The sequence below is a fragment of the Streptomyces sp. NPDC001406 genome (assembly GCF_042895285.1).
Taxonomy (GTDB): Bacteria; Actinomycetota; Actinomycetes; order Streptomycetales; family Streptomycetaceae; genus Streptomyces.
Genome location: NZ_JBIAWG010000005.1, coordinates 383,295 through 402,390, shown reverse-complemented (window position 1 = coordinate 402,390; position 19,096 = coordinate 383,295). Strand labels below are relative to the sequence as shown.

General features: G+C 68.9%; 17 protein-coding genes. 8 read left to right on the top strand and 9 right to left on the bottom strand.

The features are described from left to right. Window positions 1-164 precede the first annotated feature (164 nt). Complete coding sequence (locus ACFY1J_RS14845; protein WP_390708647.1) at window positions 165-401, bottom strand: hypothetical protein; 237 nt, start codon at window positions 399-401, stop codon at window positions 165-167. After that, window positions 398-1,324, bottom strand: coding sequence for an SPFH domain-containing protein (locus tag ACFY1J_RS14840; protein ID WP_390731295.1), 927 nt, complete (start codon window positions 1,322-1,324; stop codon window positions 398-400). Before ACFY1J_RS14840 ends, ACFY1J_RS14845 begins: the two co-directional genes overlap by 4 nt. A 231-nt stretch (window positions 1,325-1,555) precedes the next feature. Here ACFY1J_RS14840 and ACFY1J_RS14835 point away from each other — a divergent pair, with 231 nt between their 5' ends. The 5 genes from ACFY1J_RS14835 (at window position 1,556) to ACFY1J_RS14815 (ending at window position 8,238) form a co-directional block, all read left to right on the top strand. Then, complete coding sequence (locus ACFY1J_RS14835) at window positions 1,556-3,862, top strand: transglycosylase domain-containing protein (protein ID WP_390708649.1); 2,307 nt, start codon at window positions 1,556-1,558, stop codon at window positions 3,860-3,862. 283 nt (window positions 3,863-4,145) lie between these two features. Next, entirely contained in the window at window positions 4,146-4,595 is a 450-nt protein-coding gene (locus ACFY1J_RS14830) for a DUF2690 domain-containing protein (protein ID WP_390708650.1), read from the top strand. A 129-nt stretch (window positions 4,596-4,724) separates the two neighbouring features. After that, entirely contained in the window at window positions 4,725-6,971 is a 2,247-nt protein-coding gene (locus ACFY1J_RS14825) for a glycoside hydrolase domain-containing protein (protein ID WP_390731294.1), read from the top strand. Between the two features lie 6 nt (window positions 6,972-6,977). Then, window positions 6,978-7,463: a hypothetical protein gene (locus ACFY1J_RS14820; RefSeq protein WP_390708652.1), complete on the top strand. Its 486-nt coding sequence runs from the start codon at window positions 6,978-6,980 to the stop codon at window positions 7,461-7,463. A gap of 4 nt (window positions 7,464-7,467) precedes the next feature. Next, complete coding sequence (locus tag ACFY1J_RS14815; RefSeq protein ID WP_390708653.1) at window positions 7,468-8,238, top strand: hypothetical protein; 771 nt, start codon at window positions 7,468-7,470, stop codon at window positions 8,236-8,238. 96 nt (window positions 8,239-8,334) lie between these two features. Here the strand turns inward: ACFY1J_RS14815 and ACFY1J_RS14810 are convergent, their stop codons facing one another. From ACFY1J_RS14810 to ACFY1J_RS14795, 4 genes are all read right to left on the bottom strand, one after another. Then, window positions 8,335-10,437 (bottom strand): SpoIIE family protein phosphatase, encoded by a 2,103-nt coding sequence (locus tag ACFY1J_RS14810; protein WP_390708654.1) that lies wholly within the window; start codon window positions 10,435-10,437, stop codon window positions 8,335-8,337. 280 nt (window positions 10,438-10,717) lie between these two features. After that, window positions 10,718-11,419 carry a DUF402 domain-containing protein gene (locus ACFY1J_RS14805; protein WP_363293972.1) on the bottom strand — a complete coding sequence of 234 codons (702 nt, stop codon included), beginning with the start codon at window positions 11,417-11,419 and terminating at the stop codon, window positions 10,718-10,720. A gap of 84 nt (window positions 11,420-11,503) precedes the next feature. Beyond that, window positions 11,504-12,889, bottom strand: a complete 1,386-nt coding sequence (locus tag ACFY1J_RS14800; RefSeq protein ID WP_390708655.1) for a class II fumarate hydratase — start codon at window positions 12,887-12,889, stop codon at window positions 11,504-11,506. A 288-nt stretch (window positions 12,890-13,177) separates the two neighbouring features. Beyond that, window positions 13,178-14,845: a fumarate hydratase gene (locus tag ACFY1J_RS14795; protein ID WP_390708656.1), complete on the bottom strand. Its 1,668-nt coding sequence runs from the start codon at window positions 14,843-14,845 to the stop codon at window positions 13,178-13,180. A 167-nt stretch (window positions 14,846-15,012) separates the two neighbouring features. Here ACFY1J_RS14795 and ACFY1J_RS14790 point away from each other — a divergent pair, with 167 nt between their 5' ends. After that, window positions 15,013-15,714 (top strand): DUF1707 domain-containing protein, encoded by a 702-nt coding sequence (locus ACFY1J_RS14790; protein WP_390708657.1) that lies wholly within the window; start codon window positions 15,013-15,015, stop codon window positions 15,712-15,714. Between the two features lie 174 nt (window positions 15,715-15,888). Next, window positions 15,889-16,266, top strand: coding sequence for a WhiB family transcriptional regulator (locus ACFY1J_RS14785; protein ID WP_390708658.1), 378 nt, complete (start codon window positions 15,889-15,891; stop codon window positions 16,264-16,266). A 59-nt stretch (window positions 16,267-16,325) separates the two neighbouring features. On the opposite strand, the gene glpX is transcribed toward ACFY1J_RS14785, so the two are convergent. Further along, the gene (gene glpX, locus ACFY1J_RS14780; RefSeq protein WP_390708659.1) at window positions 16,326-17,360 is read right to left on the bottom strand and encodes a class II fructose-bisphosphatase; all 1,035 of its coding nucleotides are present in this window, start codon (window positions 17,358-17,360) and stop codon (window positions 16,326-16,328) included. Between the two features lie 126 nt (window positions 17,361-17,486). Between glpX and ACFY1J_RS14775 the strand changes: the two genes are divergently transcribed. Then, complete coding sequence (locus ACFY1J_RS14775) at window positions 17,487-18,011, top strand: DUF4245 domain-containing protein (protein WP_390708660.1); 525 nt, start codon at window positions 17,487-17,489, stop codon at window positions 18,009-18,011. Window positions 18,012-18,110: 99 nt separating this feature from the next. On the opposite strand, the gene ACFY1J_RS14770 is transcribed toward ACFY1J_RS14775, so the two are convergent. Then, window positions 18,111-18,701, bottom strand: coding sequence for a malonic semialdehyde reductase (locus tag ACFY1J_RS14770; RefSeq protein ID WP_390731293.1), 591 nt, complete (start codon window positions 18,699-18,701; stop codon window positions 18,111-18,113). A gap of 149 nt (window positions 18,702-18,850) precedes the next feature. Further along, window positions 18,851-19,087, bottom strand: a complete 237-nt coding sequence (locus ACFY1J_RS14765; RefSeq protein WP_390708662.1) for an exodeoxyribonuclease VII small subunit — start codon at window positions 19,085-19,087, stop codon at window positions 18,851-18,853. Window positions 19,088-19,096 lie beyond the last annotated feature (9 nt).

Below are 19,096 nucleotides of genomic sequence, written 5' to 3'. Positions count from 1 at the left end.
CGGAATCGGGCCGGCGCCCTTGGGCAGTCGTCCGGCGTCGGCGAGGGCTTTGCGCAGGAGGAATTCGATCTGTGCGTTGGCGGATCGCAGTTCGTCCCCGGCCCAGCCTCGGCCGGGCGGGGGCGGGCCCCCGGGGGAGGCGTGTCCCTTCTGCTACACGCCAGTCAGTCCGGCCCGGGGGGTCGTCCGCGGCGCGGAATCGGGCCGGCGCCCTTGGGCAGTCGTCCGGCGTCGGCGAGGGCTTTGCGCAGGAGGAATTCGATCTGTGCGTTGGCGGATCGCAGTTCGTCTCCGGCCCAGCGTGCCAGTGCTTCGTACACGGACGGGTCGAGCCGCAGCAGCACCTGCTTGCGCTGCTGCGGCCGACGCTGGGGGGCCCGGTCCCCGGAGGCATCCGTCACTGGTAGAGGGTCCCCGTGTTCAGGACGGGCTGCGGTGCCCGGTCCCCGCACAGCACCACCATCAGATTGGAAACCATCGCCGCCTTGCGCTCCTCGTCCAGTTCCACGATGTCCCGCTCGGCGATCCGGGCGAGTGGCGCCTCCACCATCCCGACCGCTCCGTCGACGATCTGCCGCCGGGCCGCGACCACCGCACCGGCCTGCTGCCGCTGAAGCATCGCGGAGGCGATCTCGGGAGCGTACGCGAGATGCGTGAAGCGCGACTCGATGATCCGCACACCGGCCGCCTCCACGCGCGCGTGCAGCTCGGCCGCGAGCTTCTCGGTGATCTCCTCGGCGTTGCCGCGCAGCGAGAGCCCGTCCTCGTCGTGGGCGTCGTACGGGTACTCGATGGCTATGTGCCGCACCGCCGTCTCGGTCTGCGTGCCGACGAACTCGGTGTAGTCGCCCACCTCGAAGACGGCCTGGGCGGTGTCCTGGACCTTCCAGACCACGACCGCGGCGAGCTCGATCGGATTGCCGTAGGCGTCGTTGACCTTGAGGACGGCGGTCTCGTGGTTCCGCACCCGGGTGGAGATCCGGGTCCGCGAGGTGAAGGGGTTCACCCAGCGCAGGCCGTCCTGCCGGATCGTCCCCCGGTACCGCTCGAAGAGCTGGACCACCCGCGCCTCGCCCGGCGCCACCGTGTTCAGTCCGCGCATCGCGATGACGGAGGCGAGGAGGACGAGCACGCCCGCAACCAGCAGTCCGGCCTTGGCGCCGGCCGCGGTGACCGTCGAGGAGGCGGTGATGAGGCCGAAGGTGACCAGCAGCCCGGTCAGCCCGAGCAGCAGCGCGAGTCCGCCGCCGATGCTGTGCGCGGTGAACTTTCGCACCCGCGGGGCGGGCATCTCGGGTGCGTCGTGCGTGTCGTGTGTGGGCATGGATGGGCCCCCCACTCGTCTAGCACCGATCTATCTAAATGATAACACTTTACCGCCTCCTGGCAACCTCGGGCCCCTTTCGTACGTCGGTTCCCATGGGATGGGGTGCTGATTGTCACGTCCGTAAAAGAGCGGATCGGGCGCCCTTTGTCATATAGAGCGGTGTTAGCTTTCTGAGCTGACCTGAGCCAAACACCTGTGTGACAGCCGAGACGGGGAGCAGACGTACTCATGGGACGAGCGGAAGAACGACGAGCGCGACAGCGCGGTGGCGGTGGCCACCGAGCGGCGCCCAGGCGCCGCTCGCCGGGTGGGGCGGCCGGGTCCACCGGCCCGGGCAAGCCCGCCAAGGGCCGCATACGCAGACTGTTCACCTGGAAGAAGATCCTCGGCACGTTCCTCGGCCTCTGCCTGCTGTGCATCGGGTCCTTCATCGTGCTGTACCTGGTGGTGGACGTGCCCGAGGGCAACGCGGCGGCGAAGCGGCAGAGCAACATCTACAAGTACAGCGACGGCAGGATCCTGGCCCGCAGGGGCACGGTCAACCGCGAGATCGTCGACCTGTCCAAGGTGCCGAGGAAGGTCCAGCTGACCTTCGTGGCGGCGGAGAACAAGTCCTTCTACAAGGACGTCGGCGTCGACTTCCGGGGCACCGCCCGCGGTCTGATCAACACGCTCTCCGGCAAGGGCAAGCAGGGTGGTTCGACGATCACCCAGCAGTACGTCAAGAACTACTACCTCAACCAGGACCAGACCGTCACGCGCAAGCTGAAGGAACTGGTCATCTCGCTGAAGGTGGACCGCCAGAAGTCCAAGGACGACATCCTCGCGGGCTACATCAACACCAGCTACTACGGCCGCAACGCCTACGGCATCCAGGCCGCCGCGCAGGCCTACTACCAGATCGACGCCGAGAAGCTGAAGGTCGAGCAGGGCGCGTATCTCGCCGCGCTGCTGCAGGCGCCGAGCCAGTACGACTGGGCCGTCGCCTCGGAGACCAGTAAGAAACTGGTGAAGAACCGCTGGAACTACGTCCTGGACAACATGGTCGAGGAGGGCTGGCTGTCCAAGGCCAAGCGCGACGCCATGACGTTCCCGGTGCCCAAGGCACCCAAGGGCGCGCCCGGACTGGACGGGCAGAAGGGCTATCTGGTCGAACTCGCCAACCAGCAGCTCGAGAAGCAGCTGATGGACCGGGACGGCCTGACGCAGTCCCAGGCGGAGAACGCGGTCGTGGACCAGGGCTGGACCATCACCCTGAACATCGACCGGAAGAAGCAGGCCGCGCTGGAGAAGGCCGTCAAGTCGCAGCTGACCGACAAACTCGACCCGAAGAAGCGCAAGGTCGACGGGAACGTCCAGGCCGGTGCCGTCTCGGTCGACCCCAAGACGGGCCACATCGTCGCCCTGTACGGCGGTGTGGACTACTACAAGCACTACTTCAACAACGCGACCCGCCGGGACTACCAGCCCGCCTCGACGTTCAAGCCGCTGATCCTCGCCGCCGCGCTGGAGGACGAGGCCAAGACGCAGAACGGCACGGCGATCACCGCGAGCACGAAGTACGACGGCACCAGCCGCCGCCCGGTCGTGGACCACGGCACCAAGGTCGGCTTCGCCCCGCCCAACGAGGACGACCACAGCTACGGCCCCATCACGGTCCAGAAGGCCATGAACCAGTCCGTCAACTCCGTCTTCGCGCAGATGGGCGTCGACGTGGGCATGGACAACGTGATGAGCACCGCCAAGAAGCTGGGCATGGACACCAAGGGCATGCAGGCGGTGCCCGCGCAGACACTGGGCTCCATGGGCGCCAGCCCGCTGGAGATGGCCGGTATCTACGCCACCTTCGACAACCACGGCGCGAAGGTGACGCCGTCGATCATCAAGTCGGCGGAGGCCAAGAGCCGTACGGTCGAGATGTCCGACCCGATCGGCAGCCCGGTGATCAGCCGCACCGCCGCCGACACGGTGACCTCGGTGCTGACGGGCGTGGTCGACGACGGTACGGCCAGGGATTCCGTGGCGAACAATCAGGCCCGCGACGGCCAGCAGGTCGCAGGCAAGACGGGTACGTCGGACAAGAACAAGTCCGCGTGGTTCACCGGCTACACGCCCGACCTGGTCACCTCGGTCGGCCTGTTCGGCGAGGACCCTGTGAGCCACGCCCATGTCCCGCTGTACGGGGCAGTTGGCGTGCCGCGCGTCAACGGCGGTGATTACCCGGCGAAGATCTGGGCGGCGTACACGTTCGGCGTCACGCACAAGGTCGAGTTCGACCTGAACGCCACCCAGGGCGCGGCCGTCGAGCCGACCGACACGCCGACCTGGTCGTCGTCGCCGACCGAGACCCCGTCCCAGTCGCCGACCTCCGAACCGCCGAGCCCGTCCGACACGCCGACGCAGTCGCCGACCCAGACCCCGACCACCCAGCCGCCGACCCAGACCCCGACGACCAGGCCGCCGACGACGACCCCACCGGCCACACCGACGGGTGATGTCACCGACGATCCGCTGAATCCCAACGTCGAGCAGTGACACACGGAGGGGCGCCCGGTGGAGACCGGGCGCCCTTTTGCTTTGCGCCGGGCCGACGATTATTTCTCGGTAATACCTCCTGACGGATTATGATCTTCGTTCAGGAAACGAGTTGTGGGCGATTTTCGGCCGAGATTCCGTGGGATGTGAAGTCGTCAGAAAATCGATTGACCTGGACCACGGGCATCGATCAAGCTTCCTTCTGGCAGTCGGAAGGGTAACCGGCAGCCATCACGCGCGGCCCTGACCAGGCGCGCGCAATTCCAAAAAGGGGGAATGCTGCATGCGTAAAATCTCTGCCAAACTGGCGCTCATTTCCGTTGCTGCAACGGCCCTTACGATGATTCCGCTGGCCGGCACCTCGTACGCGGCAGGCTGCTCCGGCGCCGGTTGCGACAACAAGGGGCCGAAGGCGACCGGCTGCGACTCTCCCGCCAAGACGGAGCGGACCGTCAACAACAACGGTCGGGTGGCGGAACTTCGCTGGTCGACCGACTGCGTCGCGGGATGGGTACGCATCAAGAACAATGCTGACCCGTCGGTTTACGACTCGACTGCGACGATCGAGAAATACAACAGCGACGGCAGGCTCTTGAAGTCCCTCTCCGTGCGCACTCCCGGCTACGGCAAGACCGACTGGTCGAACATGCTCGGCGGCGGGGAGTTCTACTACCGCGTCTGCGTCCGCTTCGACGACAACCTGTACCCGCTGGAGTGCAGCACGAAGTTCTAGCTCAAGGATTCCCGGCAGGCGTCACGCTAACAGCTGACGCCTGCCGGTTCACTCATTCGCACCCCGCCTGGCGGCCGCCTCGACGGCACACAGGCGAATTTCGGCATGCACTCATGAAGGAGGGCCTCTGTGGCCGACGAGATGGTGCTCAGAGCCCAGAAGTTCGTCAATCAGGTCTACGGCAGCAAGATCGGAATGACCGTCACGGAGGACGGGCGCACCAGCTGGAACACCATGTACGCACTCACGCGTGCTCTGCAATACGAACTCGGCATCAGCCCTTTGTCCGACACGTTCGGGTCCACCACGCTGTCGACGCTCAAGTCGAAGTACCCGAAGCTGAACGCCTCCACAATGCCGTCGGCCGACTTCTGCCGCATCATCCAGTCCGCGCTGTACTGCAAGGGCTACGACGGCGGCGGCATCGACGGCCTGTACAGCGACCGCGTGGCCTCATCGGTGGCGACGCTGAAAGCCAATATGGGCGTAGACAGCGCCTTTTCCGGCAGCAGCCTGGAACCCAAGGTGTTCAAGGGCCTCCTCAACATGGACGCCTACGTCACCGTCAACAACGGCTCCGACGCGATCCGTGGAATCCAGCAGTGGATGAACGGCCGCTATGTCAACCGGCAGGACTTCTTCATCGTCCCCTGTGACGGCCACCACTCCCGCGACGTGGCCAAGTCCCTGCTGTACGCCATCCAGTACGAGCTCGGGATGGCCGACGGCACCGCCAACGGCGTCTTCGGCCCCGGCACCCAGTCCGGCCTGAAGAACCACCCCGTCGCCGTCGGTACCACCGGCACCTGGCCGCTGCTCTTCACGGCCGCCATGATCCTCAACAAGCGAACCGTGCCGTTCGGCAACTTCACCGGGGACGTGAAGGCCGGCGTGGAGGCATTCCAGTCGTTCGCGGGGCTCACGGTCACCGGTGTCGGCGACTTCCGGACCTGGGCGTCCCTGCTCGTCTCCTACGGCGACCAGTCCCGCAAGGGCGAGGCATGCGACGGCGTCACGAAGATCACCCCCGCTCGCGCGCAGGCGTTGAAGGACGCGGGCTACAAGTACGTGGGCCGCTACCTGTACAACCCCTCGACCACGTCCCTTCCAGAGAAGGAGATCCAGCCGGGCGAGCTGGACACGATCAAGCAGTACGGGCTGCGCTGTCTCCCCATCTACCAGACGTGGGCACGGTCGGTGGACTACTACAGCGTCGCGCAGGGCGCCACGGACTGCATGAACGCCTCGTACAAGGCCGAGCAACACGGGTTCAAGCCGGGGACGCGCATCTACTTCGCGGTCGACTACGACGCGGTCGACGAAGAGGTCACCTCGTACGTCCTGCCGTACTTCCGGTCCATCAGGGACCAGATGGACCGGATGGGAAGCCAGTTCAAGATCGGCATCTACGGTCCGCGCAACGTATGCTCCCGTGTCTCGGCCGCCGGATACGCGGACACGAGCTTCGTCTCCGACATGTCGTCCGGTTTCTCCGGCAACCTGGGCTACACGCTGCCGGACAACTGGGCCTTCGACCAGATCGTCACCAAGTCGGTCGGCTCCGGCGGCGGCGCGATCGAGATCGACAACAACATCGCCTCCGGACGGGACACCGGCCAGGGCGACTTCAGGCCCGCCCCGGCCCAGAAGCTCGACATCGGGTTCAGTCTCTCCTACCGGGACGCGCTGACGGACGAGGCCACCGGTTACATGGCATCCATCGGGCGTGGAGAGGGTCCCACCAACATCTACACGCGCAAGCAGTGCCTGGAGACGATCCTCTCGCTCGACGACGTCATCACGTCGACGGCCCGCAGGTACGGCATGCGCAAGGCCCTCATCCAGACCTCCGCCTTCTGGGAGTTCTGCCACTACGGCCGGGAGGACGTCAACAAGGACGGCGGCGTCGCCCTCTACTACACCGGCGTCCTGCCGGACTGGGCCAAGGACCTGCCTGGCGTCGAGGCCGCCCAGGACAGCAGCACCGGCATCGGTCAGGTCCAGGGCCGTGTGGGCATCCTGGCGTGGAACAACTCGATACGGGCCGGCCTCGCCGACGGAACGATCCTCGACCCCACCGATGTGCGCCCCCGCCCGGACGCCGACCGGTACAAGATGTGGATCCGCCTGTTGCAGGACAACGCGTTCAACGTCCGCACCGTCGCCCTCGTCCAGATCTGGTGCGCCGACGGCAAGCAGGGAGATGTGGAGGAGACTCCGCAGCGCCGCCCCGCGCTCGATTACACCGACGGCGAGATCTACGAGGTCCTCCGCCGTTACCAGGGATTCGGGGGCCAGGCGGAGTCTGATGCGAAGCTCCGCATGCCCCTGTATGCGATCTTCGAGAAGTACAACCGCATCATCCGAGAGGCCTGACCCGTCGTGCTGGCATCCGATCCGTACACGGGGCACAACTCCGCGGCTGTCACGGCCATCATGCTGGCCGGTGCCCCCGCCCTCATCGGTCTTGTCGCCTACACCGCCGCGTCACTCGCGCGGTTCCGTCGCGTGAGGCCCACGCCGGCGGCGGCATTGCGAGCGTGTTCCCTCCTGCTGGTCACCGCGGCGTCCGCTGTCTACCTGTGGGGCTGCTCGCACCTCTTCCTCCTTGAGGACGAAGACCGGGCGCGAGCATGCCTGGAGGTACTGGGCCGGGAGAACGCAAGACGTGTGGACCGGTACATCGCCGACTTCGTTCCTCTGCGGTTCGCATGCCACCTGCCCGACGGACGCAGCTACAACGCCCTCGTCCCCGAGTACATCAACCCGTCCATCGCCGTCCTGCTGTCACTCGCCCTGGCCTGCGGCATCACCTCTGTCCTGCTCAACCGCAAGCGGCAGTACGCGGCAACCCGGAAGGAAAGCTGACCCGTTGAGCCCCATCGATCTGACCCGCAGACACGCGCTCACCACGGCGGCGGGCGTCGCCGCCGCGAGCCTCGGCCCCGTCGGCCTCCTCGCCACCCCGGCCGCTGCCACACCCCAGGCCGGGCCCAGGCCCGTCCCGCTCAAGGACGACGACCTGAAGGCCGCGCTGCGCCGCCTGGAAGCCCGCCGCCGCCGCATCCTCACCGGTCGCCCCTCCGTCAACGGATGGGACATGGAGAAGGAGATCGACGCGGGCGGCTCGATCTGGACCCGCGAGGTCCCGGGCACCCGCGGCCCGCTCACCCTTGCCGCCCGCGCCGGTGACGTGGAAACCGTCCTTGTCCATGTGGTCCGCCGTTTCCACTACGAGATCGACCAACTCGGCACGAAGGACGAGGACCCGGCTCTGCAGGGCTGGATCCACCCGGGCAGAGTTCGCGACAGCGGTGCCCCCGAGGCCAATCAGGCATCCGGCACTGCCGTTGTCATCCGCCCCAAGTGGTACGTGCCGGGCGCTCGTGGCGCCTTCACCGTCGCGCAGAACGCCACGATCCGGGACATCCTCGCCGAATGCCAGGGCATCGTCCGCTGGGGTGGCGACGACCGTCGCCCCTATGAGGGCCTGTTCTACCTCGGCATCCGGCCGGGAGACGGGCGTCTCGCGACCGTCGCGGCCAAGCTCCGCCACTGGAACGAGACTGCCGGAAAGGGCGCCGGAGTCCTCATCGACCCGTCGTCGCCGTCCCGGCGCCGTGTCACGGCACGTTACCAGTAGGTCCGTTACCGCCCCCGGCCGCGGTCGACTACCCGTCACCGGGACGCATGGACGCATAGGAGGCCGGTCCCCTCGTGCGGGGACCGGCCCTTCCAGCTACGTTCGGTTCAGTTCGAACCAGACGACCTTTCCGGTGCTCAGCCGGGTCGCGCCCCACCGCCTGGCCAGTCGGTTCACCAGATACAGCCCGCGCCCGCCCTCGTCCGTCGCCCGCGCCTGCCGCAGCCGCGGCAGCTGCGGCACGTCGTCGCCGACCTCGCAGCGCAGCACGTCGGTGCGCAGCAGCCGGAGGGTGACCGGACGGGACGCGTAGCGCACGGCGTTGGTGACGACCTCGCTGACCAGCAGCTCCACCGAGTCGGTGAGTTCCTCCAGACCCCAGCGGGCGAGCGCGCGCCGGGCCAGCCGGCGGGCCCGGCCGGGGGCCGCGTCCTCCGGCTCCAGGAACCAGTACGCCACGTCGCTCGGCGCGATCCCGTCGAAGCGGGCGGCGAGCAGCGCGATGTCGTCGTCCCGGTCGCCCGGACCGAGCATGTCGAGCACCTCGTCGCACAGGGCCTCGAGGGGCGGAGGGTGGTCGGGACCGGTCAGCTGGGCGGTCGCCGCCAGCTTCTCGCGCAGCTGCTCTATGCCGGTCCACACGTCCCGCAGCCGGGACTCGACCAGACCGTCGGTGTAGAGGAGCAGCGTGGCCCCGGCGGGCGCGTCCAGCTCCACGGCCTCGAAGTCGACCCCGCCCACGCCGATCGGCGCGCCCGGCGGCACCCGCAGCACCTCGGCCCGCCCGCCCAGGTGCAGCAGCACCGGCGGAGGATGGCCGGCGTTGGCGATGGTGATGCGGTGCGAGACCGGGTCGTACACGGCGTACAGGCAGGTCGCCATCCGGTCGCTGCCCAGGCGCTGGGCCTGTTCGTCGAGGTGGTGCAGCACCTCCTGCGGCGGCAGGTCGAGCCCGGCCAGGGTCTGCGCGGTGGTGCGCAGCTGGCCCATGATCGCGGCGGAGGTCATGGAGTGCCCCATGACGTCCCCGACGACCAGCGCGACCCGGCTGCCGGGCAGCGGGATGGCGTCGTACCAGTCGCCGCCGACCCGGGCGGTCTCGGCCGCGGGGAGATAGCGCGAGGCCAGCCGGACGCCCGTCGGGCGCGGCAGGGTCTCCGGGAGCATGGTGCGCTGCAGCTCGTCGGCGATGTAGGCCTCGCGGCCGTACAGCACCGCCTTGTCGATGCCCAGGGCGCTGTGTGTGGCCAGCTGGGCGGCGACCAGCAGGTCGTCGGCCTCGAAGGCCAGGCGCTCCGGGCGGCGCAGGAAGAGCGCGGCACCGATGACCCGGCGGCGGCCGCGCAGCGGGGCGAGGATCGCGTGCTGGCCGTCGGGGACGACCGACTCGCCGCTCTCGCCGAGGAGTTCGGGCAGCGCGGCGCGGGCGGCCGGCGCGTCCGCGAACACGGGACGTACCCCGCGCAGCACCTCGTTCAGCGCGCCGCCGGGCCGCACCTCGCACAGCTCTGCGGTCAGCGAGGACAGCTCCGACAGTCCCGTCGGCTCCGTCGGCTCGGGCTCCGGGGGCTGCACGGGCAGGAAGCCGCCCTCGGTGTCACGTTCCTCCGGAATCCGGTCCGTGCGCCGCAGCCGCAGCACGACGGGTCCCGTGGGCCGCTCGTCGCCCACCGGCAGCGGGTCGCGCAGGTAGACGAGGATGGCGTCCGAGAAGGTCGGCACGGTGGCCCGGCACAGGCCCATCACGATCTCGTCGAGGTCGATGCCACGGGCGATCCGCCGGGTCGCGGCGCCCACGAACCGCAGCCGGTCCCCGTCCCGCCGCATCGGCATCGGCCGCCCGGGCGGCAGCCCCCGCCCGGTACGGCGATCCTGGCCACCGGTGGCCCGCTCCTGCTCGGCGCCGGGCTGGGGCGGAATGCCCTCCGGCGTGGGACGCGGGCGGTGCGTATCGGTCTCGGCGGCGGCCGGCTGCGAGTGCTCGGGGCGGTTGACTGGGGGCTCCTTCCCCTTGCCGCAGGGCGCGGTCGTACCGGGCGAAGAGGGCGTCTCGCCGGTGCGGGCCTGTGCGGGTAAGGCGGTGGCGCCGAGCGGCTTCGGGGAACGCAGGAGCGCCCCGCGGGGCTCCGCGGGGTCGACGCCCGGCTGGGGGCGGTCGTAGGAGGGGGTGGGGTGCTCCGTCACGCGTGTCGAATCCATCCGTCCGGGGCTGCGCGCCGCGCGCGCAGTTCGTCCCGCAGAAATCCCGATACCCGGAATACGTGCCCCGGGAACGGAATTCCCGCGTGGTCAGAGGTTGTTCCTGTGCAACCGGCGAACCTTCTCCGGCCCGTGCCGGTGTTGCCCTCGTACCCCTCGCTCACGTCCTGCCGCCCCTCGGTGACGTTCGGTCAAGCCCGGCGCATGTTCCGGGAGTTGCTGTTGCGCACCCTTGCGGAGGACGATCCTACGGTTGTGGACCGGGGGCGCATCAAGGGTCTCATGAGGACACATGCGCTGGAGTACGGTCCCAGTCCTCCGGAAGTGAAGGTACAGCCCAGGACGGATCCGGGCGCCAGTGCTGCCAGCCTTCGGAGAACGGCGGCCCCCAAGTGCGGATCACCTCCACCACGGCTCGCCCCGCCTCCCGCACCTGCCCGGCCAGCCGGGCGTCCATCAGCCCGTCCCGCTGGGCCTGCGCGAACTCGTCCTCGTCACGCCAGTGCCAACTGCGGTCCGGGTGAACGGAGATGTCCAGAAAATGGTCCTCGGAGTCCACTCCGCCGTCCCAACGGGCCAGCGGCTGCTCAAGATTGACGTACCAGTTCTTGAAACGCCAGCCCGGCTCCCAGAACAGCCACACCGACCACGGCTCACCGGGCCGGGCCAGCTTCAGCACCCCCGTGCCGAACCAGCGGCCGACCTCCACGGTGCGCGGCTTGGTGTACCGGGACTCCAGCGGCTCCACGTGCACCGGCGTACCGTCGGCGAGCACCGGCTTCATGCACTCGGTGCCCGGCGCCATCCACACGGCGAGCAGGTCCGCGTCGTCCCGGACGACGGTGACGGGGCGTGCGATGTGGAAGCGCTCGCCGGCGTTCTCCCGGTACCGCCACAGGATGTGACTGCCGGGCGCCCAGTAGCCCGCCGAGCCGCCCGCTTCCTCGCGCTCCATGCGTCTCACCGCTCCGCCGTCTGCCATGCACAGATATTAGGTGCCGTAGGCATACGACGCTGCGGTGCGCGTCACGGTTCTGGCCCGGCGGGGACAATGGTCCGCCGGTGGTTACGGACGCGTCATACGCAGGACATCCAGCGCCTCGTCGAGCTGCTCCAAGGTGAGCTCGCCACGCTCCACGTACCCGCTCTCCAGCACGACTCGGCGGATCGTCTTCCGTTCCGCGAGGGCCTTCTTGGCGACCTTCGCGGCTTCCTCGTACCCGATGTACTTGTTGAGCGGGGTGACCACGGAGGGTGACGACTCGGCGTACTCGCGGGCTCGTTCCCGGTCGGCGGTGATCCCGTCGACGGTGCGGTCGGCGAGCAGTCGCGAGACGTTGGCGAGCAGCCGGATCGACTCCAGCACGTTCTTCGCGATGACCGGGAGCATCACATTGAGCTCGAAGTTCCCGGAGGCGCCGGCGGTGGCGATGGTCGTGTCGTTGCCGACGACCTGCGCACAGACCATGAGCACGGCCTCCGGGACGACCGGGTTGACCTTGCCGGGCATGATCGAGGAGCCCGGCTGGAGGTCGGGGAGCCGGATCTCGGCGAGCCCCGTCCGCGGCCCCGACGCCATCCACCGCAGATCATTGGCGATCTTCGTGAGCCCCACGGCGATGGTCCGCAGCTGCCCGCTGGTCTCCACGATCCCGTCGCGTGCCCCCTGCGCCTCGAAGTGGTCGCGCGCCTCGGTGAGCGGCAGCCCGGTGGCGCGGGCGACCTCCTCGATCACGGCGGCGGAGAACCCGGGCGGGGTGTTGATACCGGTCCCCACGGCCGTGCCGCCCAGCGGCAGCTCGGCCAGCCGCGGCAGGGAGGCGTTCAGCCGCTCGATCCCGTACCGCACCTGGGCCGCGTACCCGCCGAACTCCTGGCCCAGCGTCACGGGCGTCGCGTCCATCAGATGGGTACGCCCCGACTTCACCACGTCACCGAACTCCACGGCCTTGCGCTCCAGGGAGCCGGCGAGGTGCTCCAGGGCCGGGATCAGGTCGCGGGTGACGGCGGCGGTGGCGGCGATGTGCAGGGAGGAGGGGAAGACGTCGTTGGACGACTGGGAGGCGTTGACGTGGTCGTTCGGATGCACGTCCCGGCCGAGCCGCTCGCTCGCCAGGGTGGCGATGACCTCGTTGGTGTTCATGTTGGACGAGGTACCGGACCCCGTCTGGAACACGTCCACCGGGAAGTGCTCGTCCCACTTCCCCTCGGCCACCTCCGCGGCCGCGTCCTGGATCGCCTCGGCGAGGTCCTTGTCGAGCACCCCGAGCCCGGCGTTCACCTTCGCCGCGGCCCCCTTGATCCGGGCGAGCGCCTCGATGTGCGCACGCTCGATGCGCTGCCCGGAGACGGGAAAGTTCTCGACGGCCCGCTGAGTCTGCGCCCGCCACTTGGCCCCGACGGGCACACGGACCTCACCCATGGAATCGTGCTCGATGCGGTATTCACTCATGCCGGGTACAGCGACGGGGGCGGTACGGATGTTCCGGGCTGTGGGCCGCTCGGGTGTGCCCCCGCACCGGAATCGACGTGAACGTCGGCTGCGGAGCCGGTCCTGGAAGAAGTCGTTCGACTTGTTCGGCTTACGGCACCACTCAGCCCGTCCGGCGTTTGAGGACGAGGCCCCTCGGGCCGATGGGGTCTGGGGCGGAGCCCCAGCGGGGTCGAAGGGGCGGAGCCCCTGGAGATGGGACGGGTCGGGGCGGCGGGGGCGAGAAGTGTCCCCGCCGCGCCCGAGGAACTACGCCGGCCCGGGGCCCCGCACAGGGATGGAGGTGAACGTCGGCGCGGGCGCGGGATCTTGGAAGAAGTCGTTGCCCTTGTCGTCGACGACGATGAACGCCGGGAAGTCCTCGACCTCGATCTTCCAGACGGCCTCCATGCCGAGCTCCTCGTACTCGACGACCTCGACCTTCTTGATGCAGTCCTGGGCGAGCCGCGCGGCCGGGCCGCCGATCGAGCCGAGGTAGAAGCCACCGTGCGTGCCGCACGCGTCCGTGACCTGCTTGCTGCGGTTGCCCTTGGCGAGCATCACCTTGGAACCGCCCGCCGCCTGGAACTGCTCGACGTAGGAGTCCATACGGCCGGCCGTGGTCGGACCGAAGGAGCCGGACGCGTAACCCTCGGGGGTCTTCGCCGGGCCGGCGTAGTACACCGGGTGGTCCTTCAGGTACTGCGGCATCTCCTCACCGGCGTCCAGCCGCTCCTTGATCTTGGCGTGCGCGATGTCACGGGCCACGACCAGCGGGCCGCTGAGCGACAGCCGCGTCTTGACCGGGTACTTGGTCAGCTCGGCCAGGATCTCGTCCATCGGCTGGTTGAGGTCGATACGGACGACATCGCCCTCCGACTCCAGGTGCTCGTCCGTCGTCTCCGGCAGGAACCGCGCCGGGTCCGTCTCCAGCTGCTCCAGGAACACGCCCTCGGCGGTGATCTTCGCGACGGCCTGGCGGTCCGCCGAGCAGGACACGGCGATCGCCACCGGGCAGGACGCACCGTGGCGGGGCAGACGCACCACCCGGACGTCGTGGCAGAAGTACTTGCCGCCGAACTGCGCGCCGATACCGATCTTCTGCGTCAGCTCGAAGACCTTCTCCTCCAGCTCCTTGTCCCGGAAGCCATGGCCGAGCGGCGAGCCCTCGGCCGGGATCTCGTCCAGGTAGTGCGCGGAGGCGTACTTCGCGGTCTTCAGGGCGTACTCGGCGCTCGTACCACCCACCACGATCGCCAGGTGGTACGGCGGACAGGCGGCCGTACCCAGCGAACGGATCTTCTCCTCCAGGAACTTCATCATGGAGGCCTCGTTCAGGACGGCCTTCGTCTCCTGGTACAGGAACGACTTGTTGGCGGAGCCGCCGCCCTTCGCCATGAACAGGAACTTGTAGGCGCCGCCGTCGGTCGCGTACAGCTCGATCTGCGCCGGGAGGTTGGAGCCGGTGTTCTTCTCCTCCCACATGGTGAGCGGAGCCATCTGCGAGTAGCGCAGGTTCAGCTTGGTGTAGGCGTCGTAGATACCGTGGGACAGCGCCTTCTCGTCCTCACCTTCGGTGAGGACGTTCTGGCCGCGCTTGCCCATCACGATCGCCGTGCCGGTGTCCTGGCACATGGGCAGCACACCGGCCGCCGCGATGTTCGCGTTCTTCAGCAGATCCAGCGCGACGAACTTGTCGTTCGCCGACGCCTCCGGGTCGTCGATGATGCGGCGCAGCTGCGCCAGGTGGGCCGGGCGCAGATAGTGCTGGATGTCGTGGACGGCCTCCTCGGCCAGCTTGCGCAGCGCCTCCGGCTCCACCTTGAGGAACGTCCGCCCGTCGGCCTCGAAGGTGGAGACACCTTCGGAGGTCACCAGCCGGTACGGGGTGGTGTCCTCTCCCATGGGGAGCAGATCGGTGTACGCGAACTCAGGCATCTTCGCCCATTCCTCACTCGACAGACGGCGGCCCGTCGGCGCCGACGAGCCTCACCAGCGTAGAACCTGCCGTCGGCGCGGAACCTGTGAGGTAAGGCTCAGTTCGCGACGCGCGGGGTTGTCCACACCCCTAGTCGCGATCTATCGCGTTTCGGTACGCTGCTGCCGTGGACCTTCACAAGCACCCCCAGCAGGAGCGCACGGCGCCTCCCGTCGCCGAACTGCGCGCCTCGGACGCCGACCGTGACCGCATCGCCGACATCCTGCGCGACGCCCTTGCCGAGGGGCGCCTGACCGCCGACGAGCACGCCGAGCGGGTGGAGGGGGTGCTGAACGCCAAGACGGTGGGCGAGTTGGAGGTCTTCATCCGGGACCTGCCCGCCGCCCACGCGCGTCCGGCGGCCCCGGCCTACACGCCCGTGCCGCCCCGCCCCGCGCCGGGCGCGATACCGGCCGAGGCCGACGCCAACGTTGTCGCCGTGTTCAGCAGCGCCATGCGCCGGGGGCGCTGGCGCGCCGGGCGCCGCCTGCACGCGTACGCGATCTTCGGCACCGTCGAGATCGACCTCAGCGAGGCGATCTTCGAGTACCAGCACGTCGTGATCAAGGCGGTCTCGGTCTTCGGAGACGTCCAGATCCGCGTGCCGGAGAACGTGTCGCTGCGCGGCACCGGCGGCGGTGTCCTCGGCAACTTCGAGGTCTCCCCGCTGGATTCGGTCGAGTCCGAGGCTCCCGTGGTCTATGTGGACGGGTGGGCCGTACTGGGCAATGTCGAGGCGCGGCCGAAGCGCGGAAAGCTCGTCGCGGACATCCTCGACCGTGTTCAGGGCAAGGTCGACAGGACGTTGCGCAAACACCTCGATCGTTGACGGTTGTGAATCGGGCCGGAAACGGAAGGAATCGGTCCTCCTGCAGACGGCGCACAGGGTCGTGAACAAGCCGCCGCGCGCCTGCGGTTCGGAACGCAGTGCATAGGCTCGCGTACAGCGGGTAGGGCTTGCACCATCGTCTCTCGCTCGCGAAGCCGTCGTCAGGAGTAGACCGTGCTGCAACCGCCGCATTCGTCCCTGCAGGTAGCTGCCGTTCCGGCCCAGCGGGGGCCGGCGCGGGACAGGGACCAAGACGCACCCTGGCACACCGAGGCGGTGTGCCGGCGCGACGAGGCCGGCCTGTTCTTCGCACCATCCAAGGAGCCCACGGCAGCCAGGCTGTCGCGCGAGGAGGCGGCCAAGCGGGTCTGCGCGCGGTGCCCGGTGATGGTCGAGTGCCGCGAGCACGCACTGCTGCAGCCGGAGCCGTACGGCGTCTGGGGCGGCCTCACCGCGGCCGAACGCCGGGTGGTCCTGGCCCGGCGCCGCCGCCGTGACATGGAACTGAAGAAGGCGGCGCGGACGGTGACCCGCATAGCGCAGGCGGGCTGAGACATGCAGAGGCGCCCCCTCCGCACCAGGGGGCGCCCCTTGTGAGCCTCGCGCGCGGGCTACTTCGCCCTGTCGAAGTCGATCGCGCTGTACGCACGCAGCTTGCTCAGCCGGTGCTCCGAGTCGATCCGGCGCACCGTGCCGGACTTCGACCGCATCACGATCGAGTCGGTCGTGGCGGTCTCCGACCGGTACCGCACGCCCCGCAGCAGCTCACCGTCGGTGATGCCGGTGGCGACGAAGAAGACGTTCTCGCCGGAGACCAGGTCGTTCGTGGTGAGCACCCGGTCGAGGTCGTGTCCGGCGTCGATGGCTCGCTGCCGCTCCGCGTCGTCCTTCGGCCACAGCTTGCCCTGGATGGTGCCGCCGAGGCACTTCACGGCGCAGGCCGAGATGATGCCCTCGGGGGTGCCGCCGATGCCCAGCAGCAGGTCCACGCCGGTGCCCTCGCGCAGCGCGTAGATCGAGCCGGCGACGTCGCCGTCCGAGATCAGCTTGATGCGCGCGCCGGCCTCCCGGACCTCCTTGATGATGCCTTCGTGCCGCGGCCGGTCGAGGATGACGACGGTGACGTCCTCGGGCGCGGACCGCTTGGCCTTGGCGATCCGGCGGATGTTGACGGCCACGGGCGCGTCGATGTCGACGAAGTCGGCGGCCTCGGGGCCGGTGACCAGCTTGTCCATGTAGAACACGGCGGACGGGTCGAACATCGAGCCGCGGTCGGCGGCGGCCAGCACCGCGATCGCGTTCGGCATGCCCTTGGCGGTCAGCGTGGTGCCGTCGATCGGGTCGACGGCGATGTCGCATTCGGGGCCGGTCCCGTCACCGACGCGCTCCCCGTTGAAGAGCATCGGCGCCTCGTCCTTCTCGCCCTCGCCGATGACGACGACGCCGTTCATCGAGACGGTGGAGACGAGGGTCCGCATGGCGCGTACCGCCGCGCCGTCGGCGCCGTTCTTGTCACCGCGCCCGACCCAGCGACCGGCGGCCATGGCGGCGGCTTCGGTCACCCGGACGAGTTCCAGGGCGAGGTTGCGGTCGGGGGCCTCGGAGGGTACTTCCAGCTCGGAGGGCAGATGATGATTCTCGGTCATCGGAGCGCACCTTTCTGATACGGCGACGGCCGGATGAGGGTTTCCTCACGACTCTATCGTTGGGCAGACATAATGAGCAGAGCCCCCCACGGATGAGCGCGACGGACACCTGCGACGATAGGGGGCGTGGCAGGTTCGAACGGCAAGCAGAAGACGGTCCGGGACATGATCCTCTCCCTGGCCCTCATCGGGATCGCGGCGGGCGTGATCTATCTCTTCATCCCGCACGACGACCACACTCCCGACCTCAAGCGGGTGGACTACCGCGTGGAGCTCCTGACGGCGCGCCGCGCCGCGGCCTACCCGGTGGCCGCGCCCGAGGGGCTGCCGGACACCTGGAAGGCGACCTCCGTGCGCTTCCAGGGGGCGAACTTCGACCGCTGGCACCTGGGCTTCCAGAACCCCGACGGTGAGTACGTGCAGGTCGAGCAGTCGACTCAGAAGCGCGCCGAGTTCATCGACGAGGCCAGCCAGGGCGCGAGCGCGACCAAGGTCACCGAGCGGATCGGCGACCGCACCTGGACGCGCTACACCGGCGGCCGCTACGACGCCCTCGTACTGCAGGACACGCCCGGTTCCACGACGGTGGTGGCCGGTACGGCGTCGTTCGCGCAGCTGGCGAAGATGGCGCAGGCGCTGAAGATGGCGTGAGTGTCCGTACGTACGTGAGTGTCCGTACGTACGTGAGTGTCCGTACGTACGAGAGAGGCCCCCGGCGAACCGGGGGCCTCTACGTGTGTGCGTCGCGCGTCAGACGGTGGTGATGACGTCGTCGTACGCCAGTCGCGGCGAGCGCGGGAACCAGGCGTCCTCGCCCGGCCTGCCGATGTTGACGACCATCAGCGGGGTGTGGTCGTCGTCCAGGAACTCCTTCTGGACGCTGGCGAAGTCGAGACCGGTCATCGGGCCGGCGGCCAGGCCCGCGGCGCGGATGCCGATGATGAAGTACGCGGCCTGCAGGGCGGCGTTCATCGTTGCGGAGCCCTCACGGACCGGGCGCTCGCCGAAGAACACGTCCTTGGCCTGCGGGAAGTGCGGGAAGAGGGCCGGCAGCTCCTCGTGGAACTCATTGTCCGCGGAGAGGATCGCGACCAGCGGGGCGGTGGCCGTCTTGGCCTGGTTGCCCTCGGCCATGTGCTGGACAAGGCGCTCGCGGGCCTCGGGGGAGCGGACCAGGGTGATGCGCAGCGGGGACTGGTTGAAGGCGGTCGGGCCGTACTTGACGAGGTCGTAGATCGCCTGGACCTGCTCCTCGGTCACCGGCTCGTCGGTGAAGGTGTTCGCGGTGCGGGCCTCGCGGAACAGCAGGTCCTGGGCGGCGGAGTCAAGAACGAGAGACATGCGTGAACTTCCTCGAATGCGTGTCCGGTCCGGGAAGGCCGGACCGGCTTACGCACCCGAACGTACGTCAATGAAGTTCAAGCTTCAACCAAAACCGGGGCGTGGTGATCCGCTTCACAGCTGACCAGCGCCAATGACTACGCCAACGGCTACTCGTCTGCCTCTTCCGCCGCCTCGGCCGCCTCCTCCTCGGCCAGCGCCGCGTCCAGCCGGGCCCGCGCCCCCTCCAGCCAGCGCCGGCACACCCTGGCCAGCTCCTCGCCGCGCTCCCACAGGGCCAGGGACTCCTCCAGGGTCGTCCCCCCGGCCTCCAGCCGCCGTACGACCTCGATCAGCTCGTCGCGCGCCTGCTCGTAGCCGAGCGCCTCATCCACCTTGCCGGTCATCCACTCACC

Excerpts from the sequence above, each read along its gene's own strand:
- ACFY1J_RS14840 (WP_390731295.1), bottom strand. The coding sequence starts at position 1,324 with ATGCCCACACACGACACGCACGACGCACCCGAGATGCCCGCCCCGCGG.
- ACFY1J_RS14835 (WP_390708649.1), top strand. The coding sequence starts at position 1,556 with ATGGGACGAGCGGAAGAACGACGAGCGCGACAGCGCGGTGGCGGTGGC.
- ACFY1J_RS14830 (WP_390708650.1), top strand. The coding sequence starts at position 4,146 with ATGCGTAAAATCTCTGCCAAACTGGCGCTCATTTCCGTTGCTGCAACG.
- ACFY1J_RS14810 (WP_390708654.1), bottom strand. The coding sequence starts at position 10,437 with ATGGATTCGACACGCGTGACGGAGCACCCCACCCCCTCCTACGACCGC.
- ACFY1J_RS14805 (WP_363293972.1), bottom strand. The coding sequence starts at position 11,419 with ATGGCAGACGGCGGAGCGGTGAGACGCATGGAGCGCGAGGAAGCGGGC.
- ACFY1J_RS14800 (WP_390708655.1), bottom strand. The coding sequence starts at position 12,889 with ATGAGTGAATACCGCATCGAGCACGATTCCATGGGTGAGGTCCGTGTG.
- ACFY1J_RS14795 (WP_390708656.1), bottom strand. The coding sequence starts at position 14,845 with ATGCCTGAGTTCGCGTACACCGATCTGCTCCCCATGGGAGAGGACACC.
- glpX (WP_390708659.1), bottom strand. The coding sequence starts at position 17,360 with ATGACCGAGAATCATCATCTGCCCTCCGAGCTGGAAGTACCCTCCGAG.
- ACFY1J_RS14770 (WP_390731293.1), bottom strand. The coding sequence starts at position 18,701 with ATGTCTCTCGTTCTTGACTCCGCCGCCCAGGACCTGCTGTTCCGCGAG.
- ACFY1J_RS14765 (WP_390708662.1), bottom strand. The coding sequence starts at position 19,087 with ATGACCGGCAAGGTGGATGAGGCGCTCGGCTACGAGCAGGCGCGCGAC.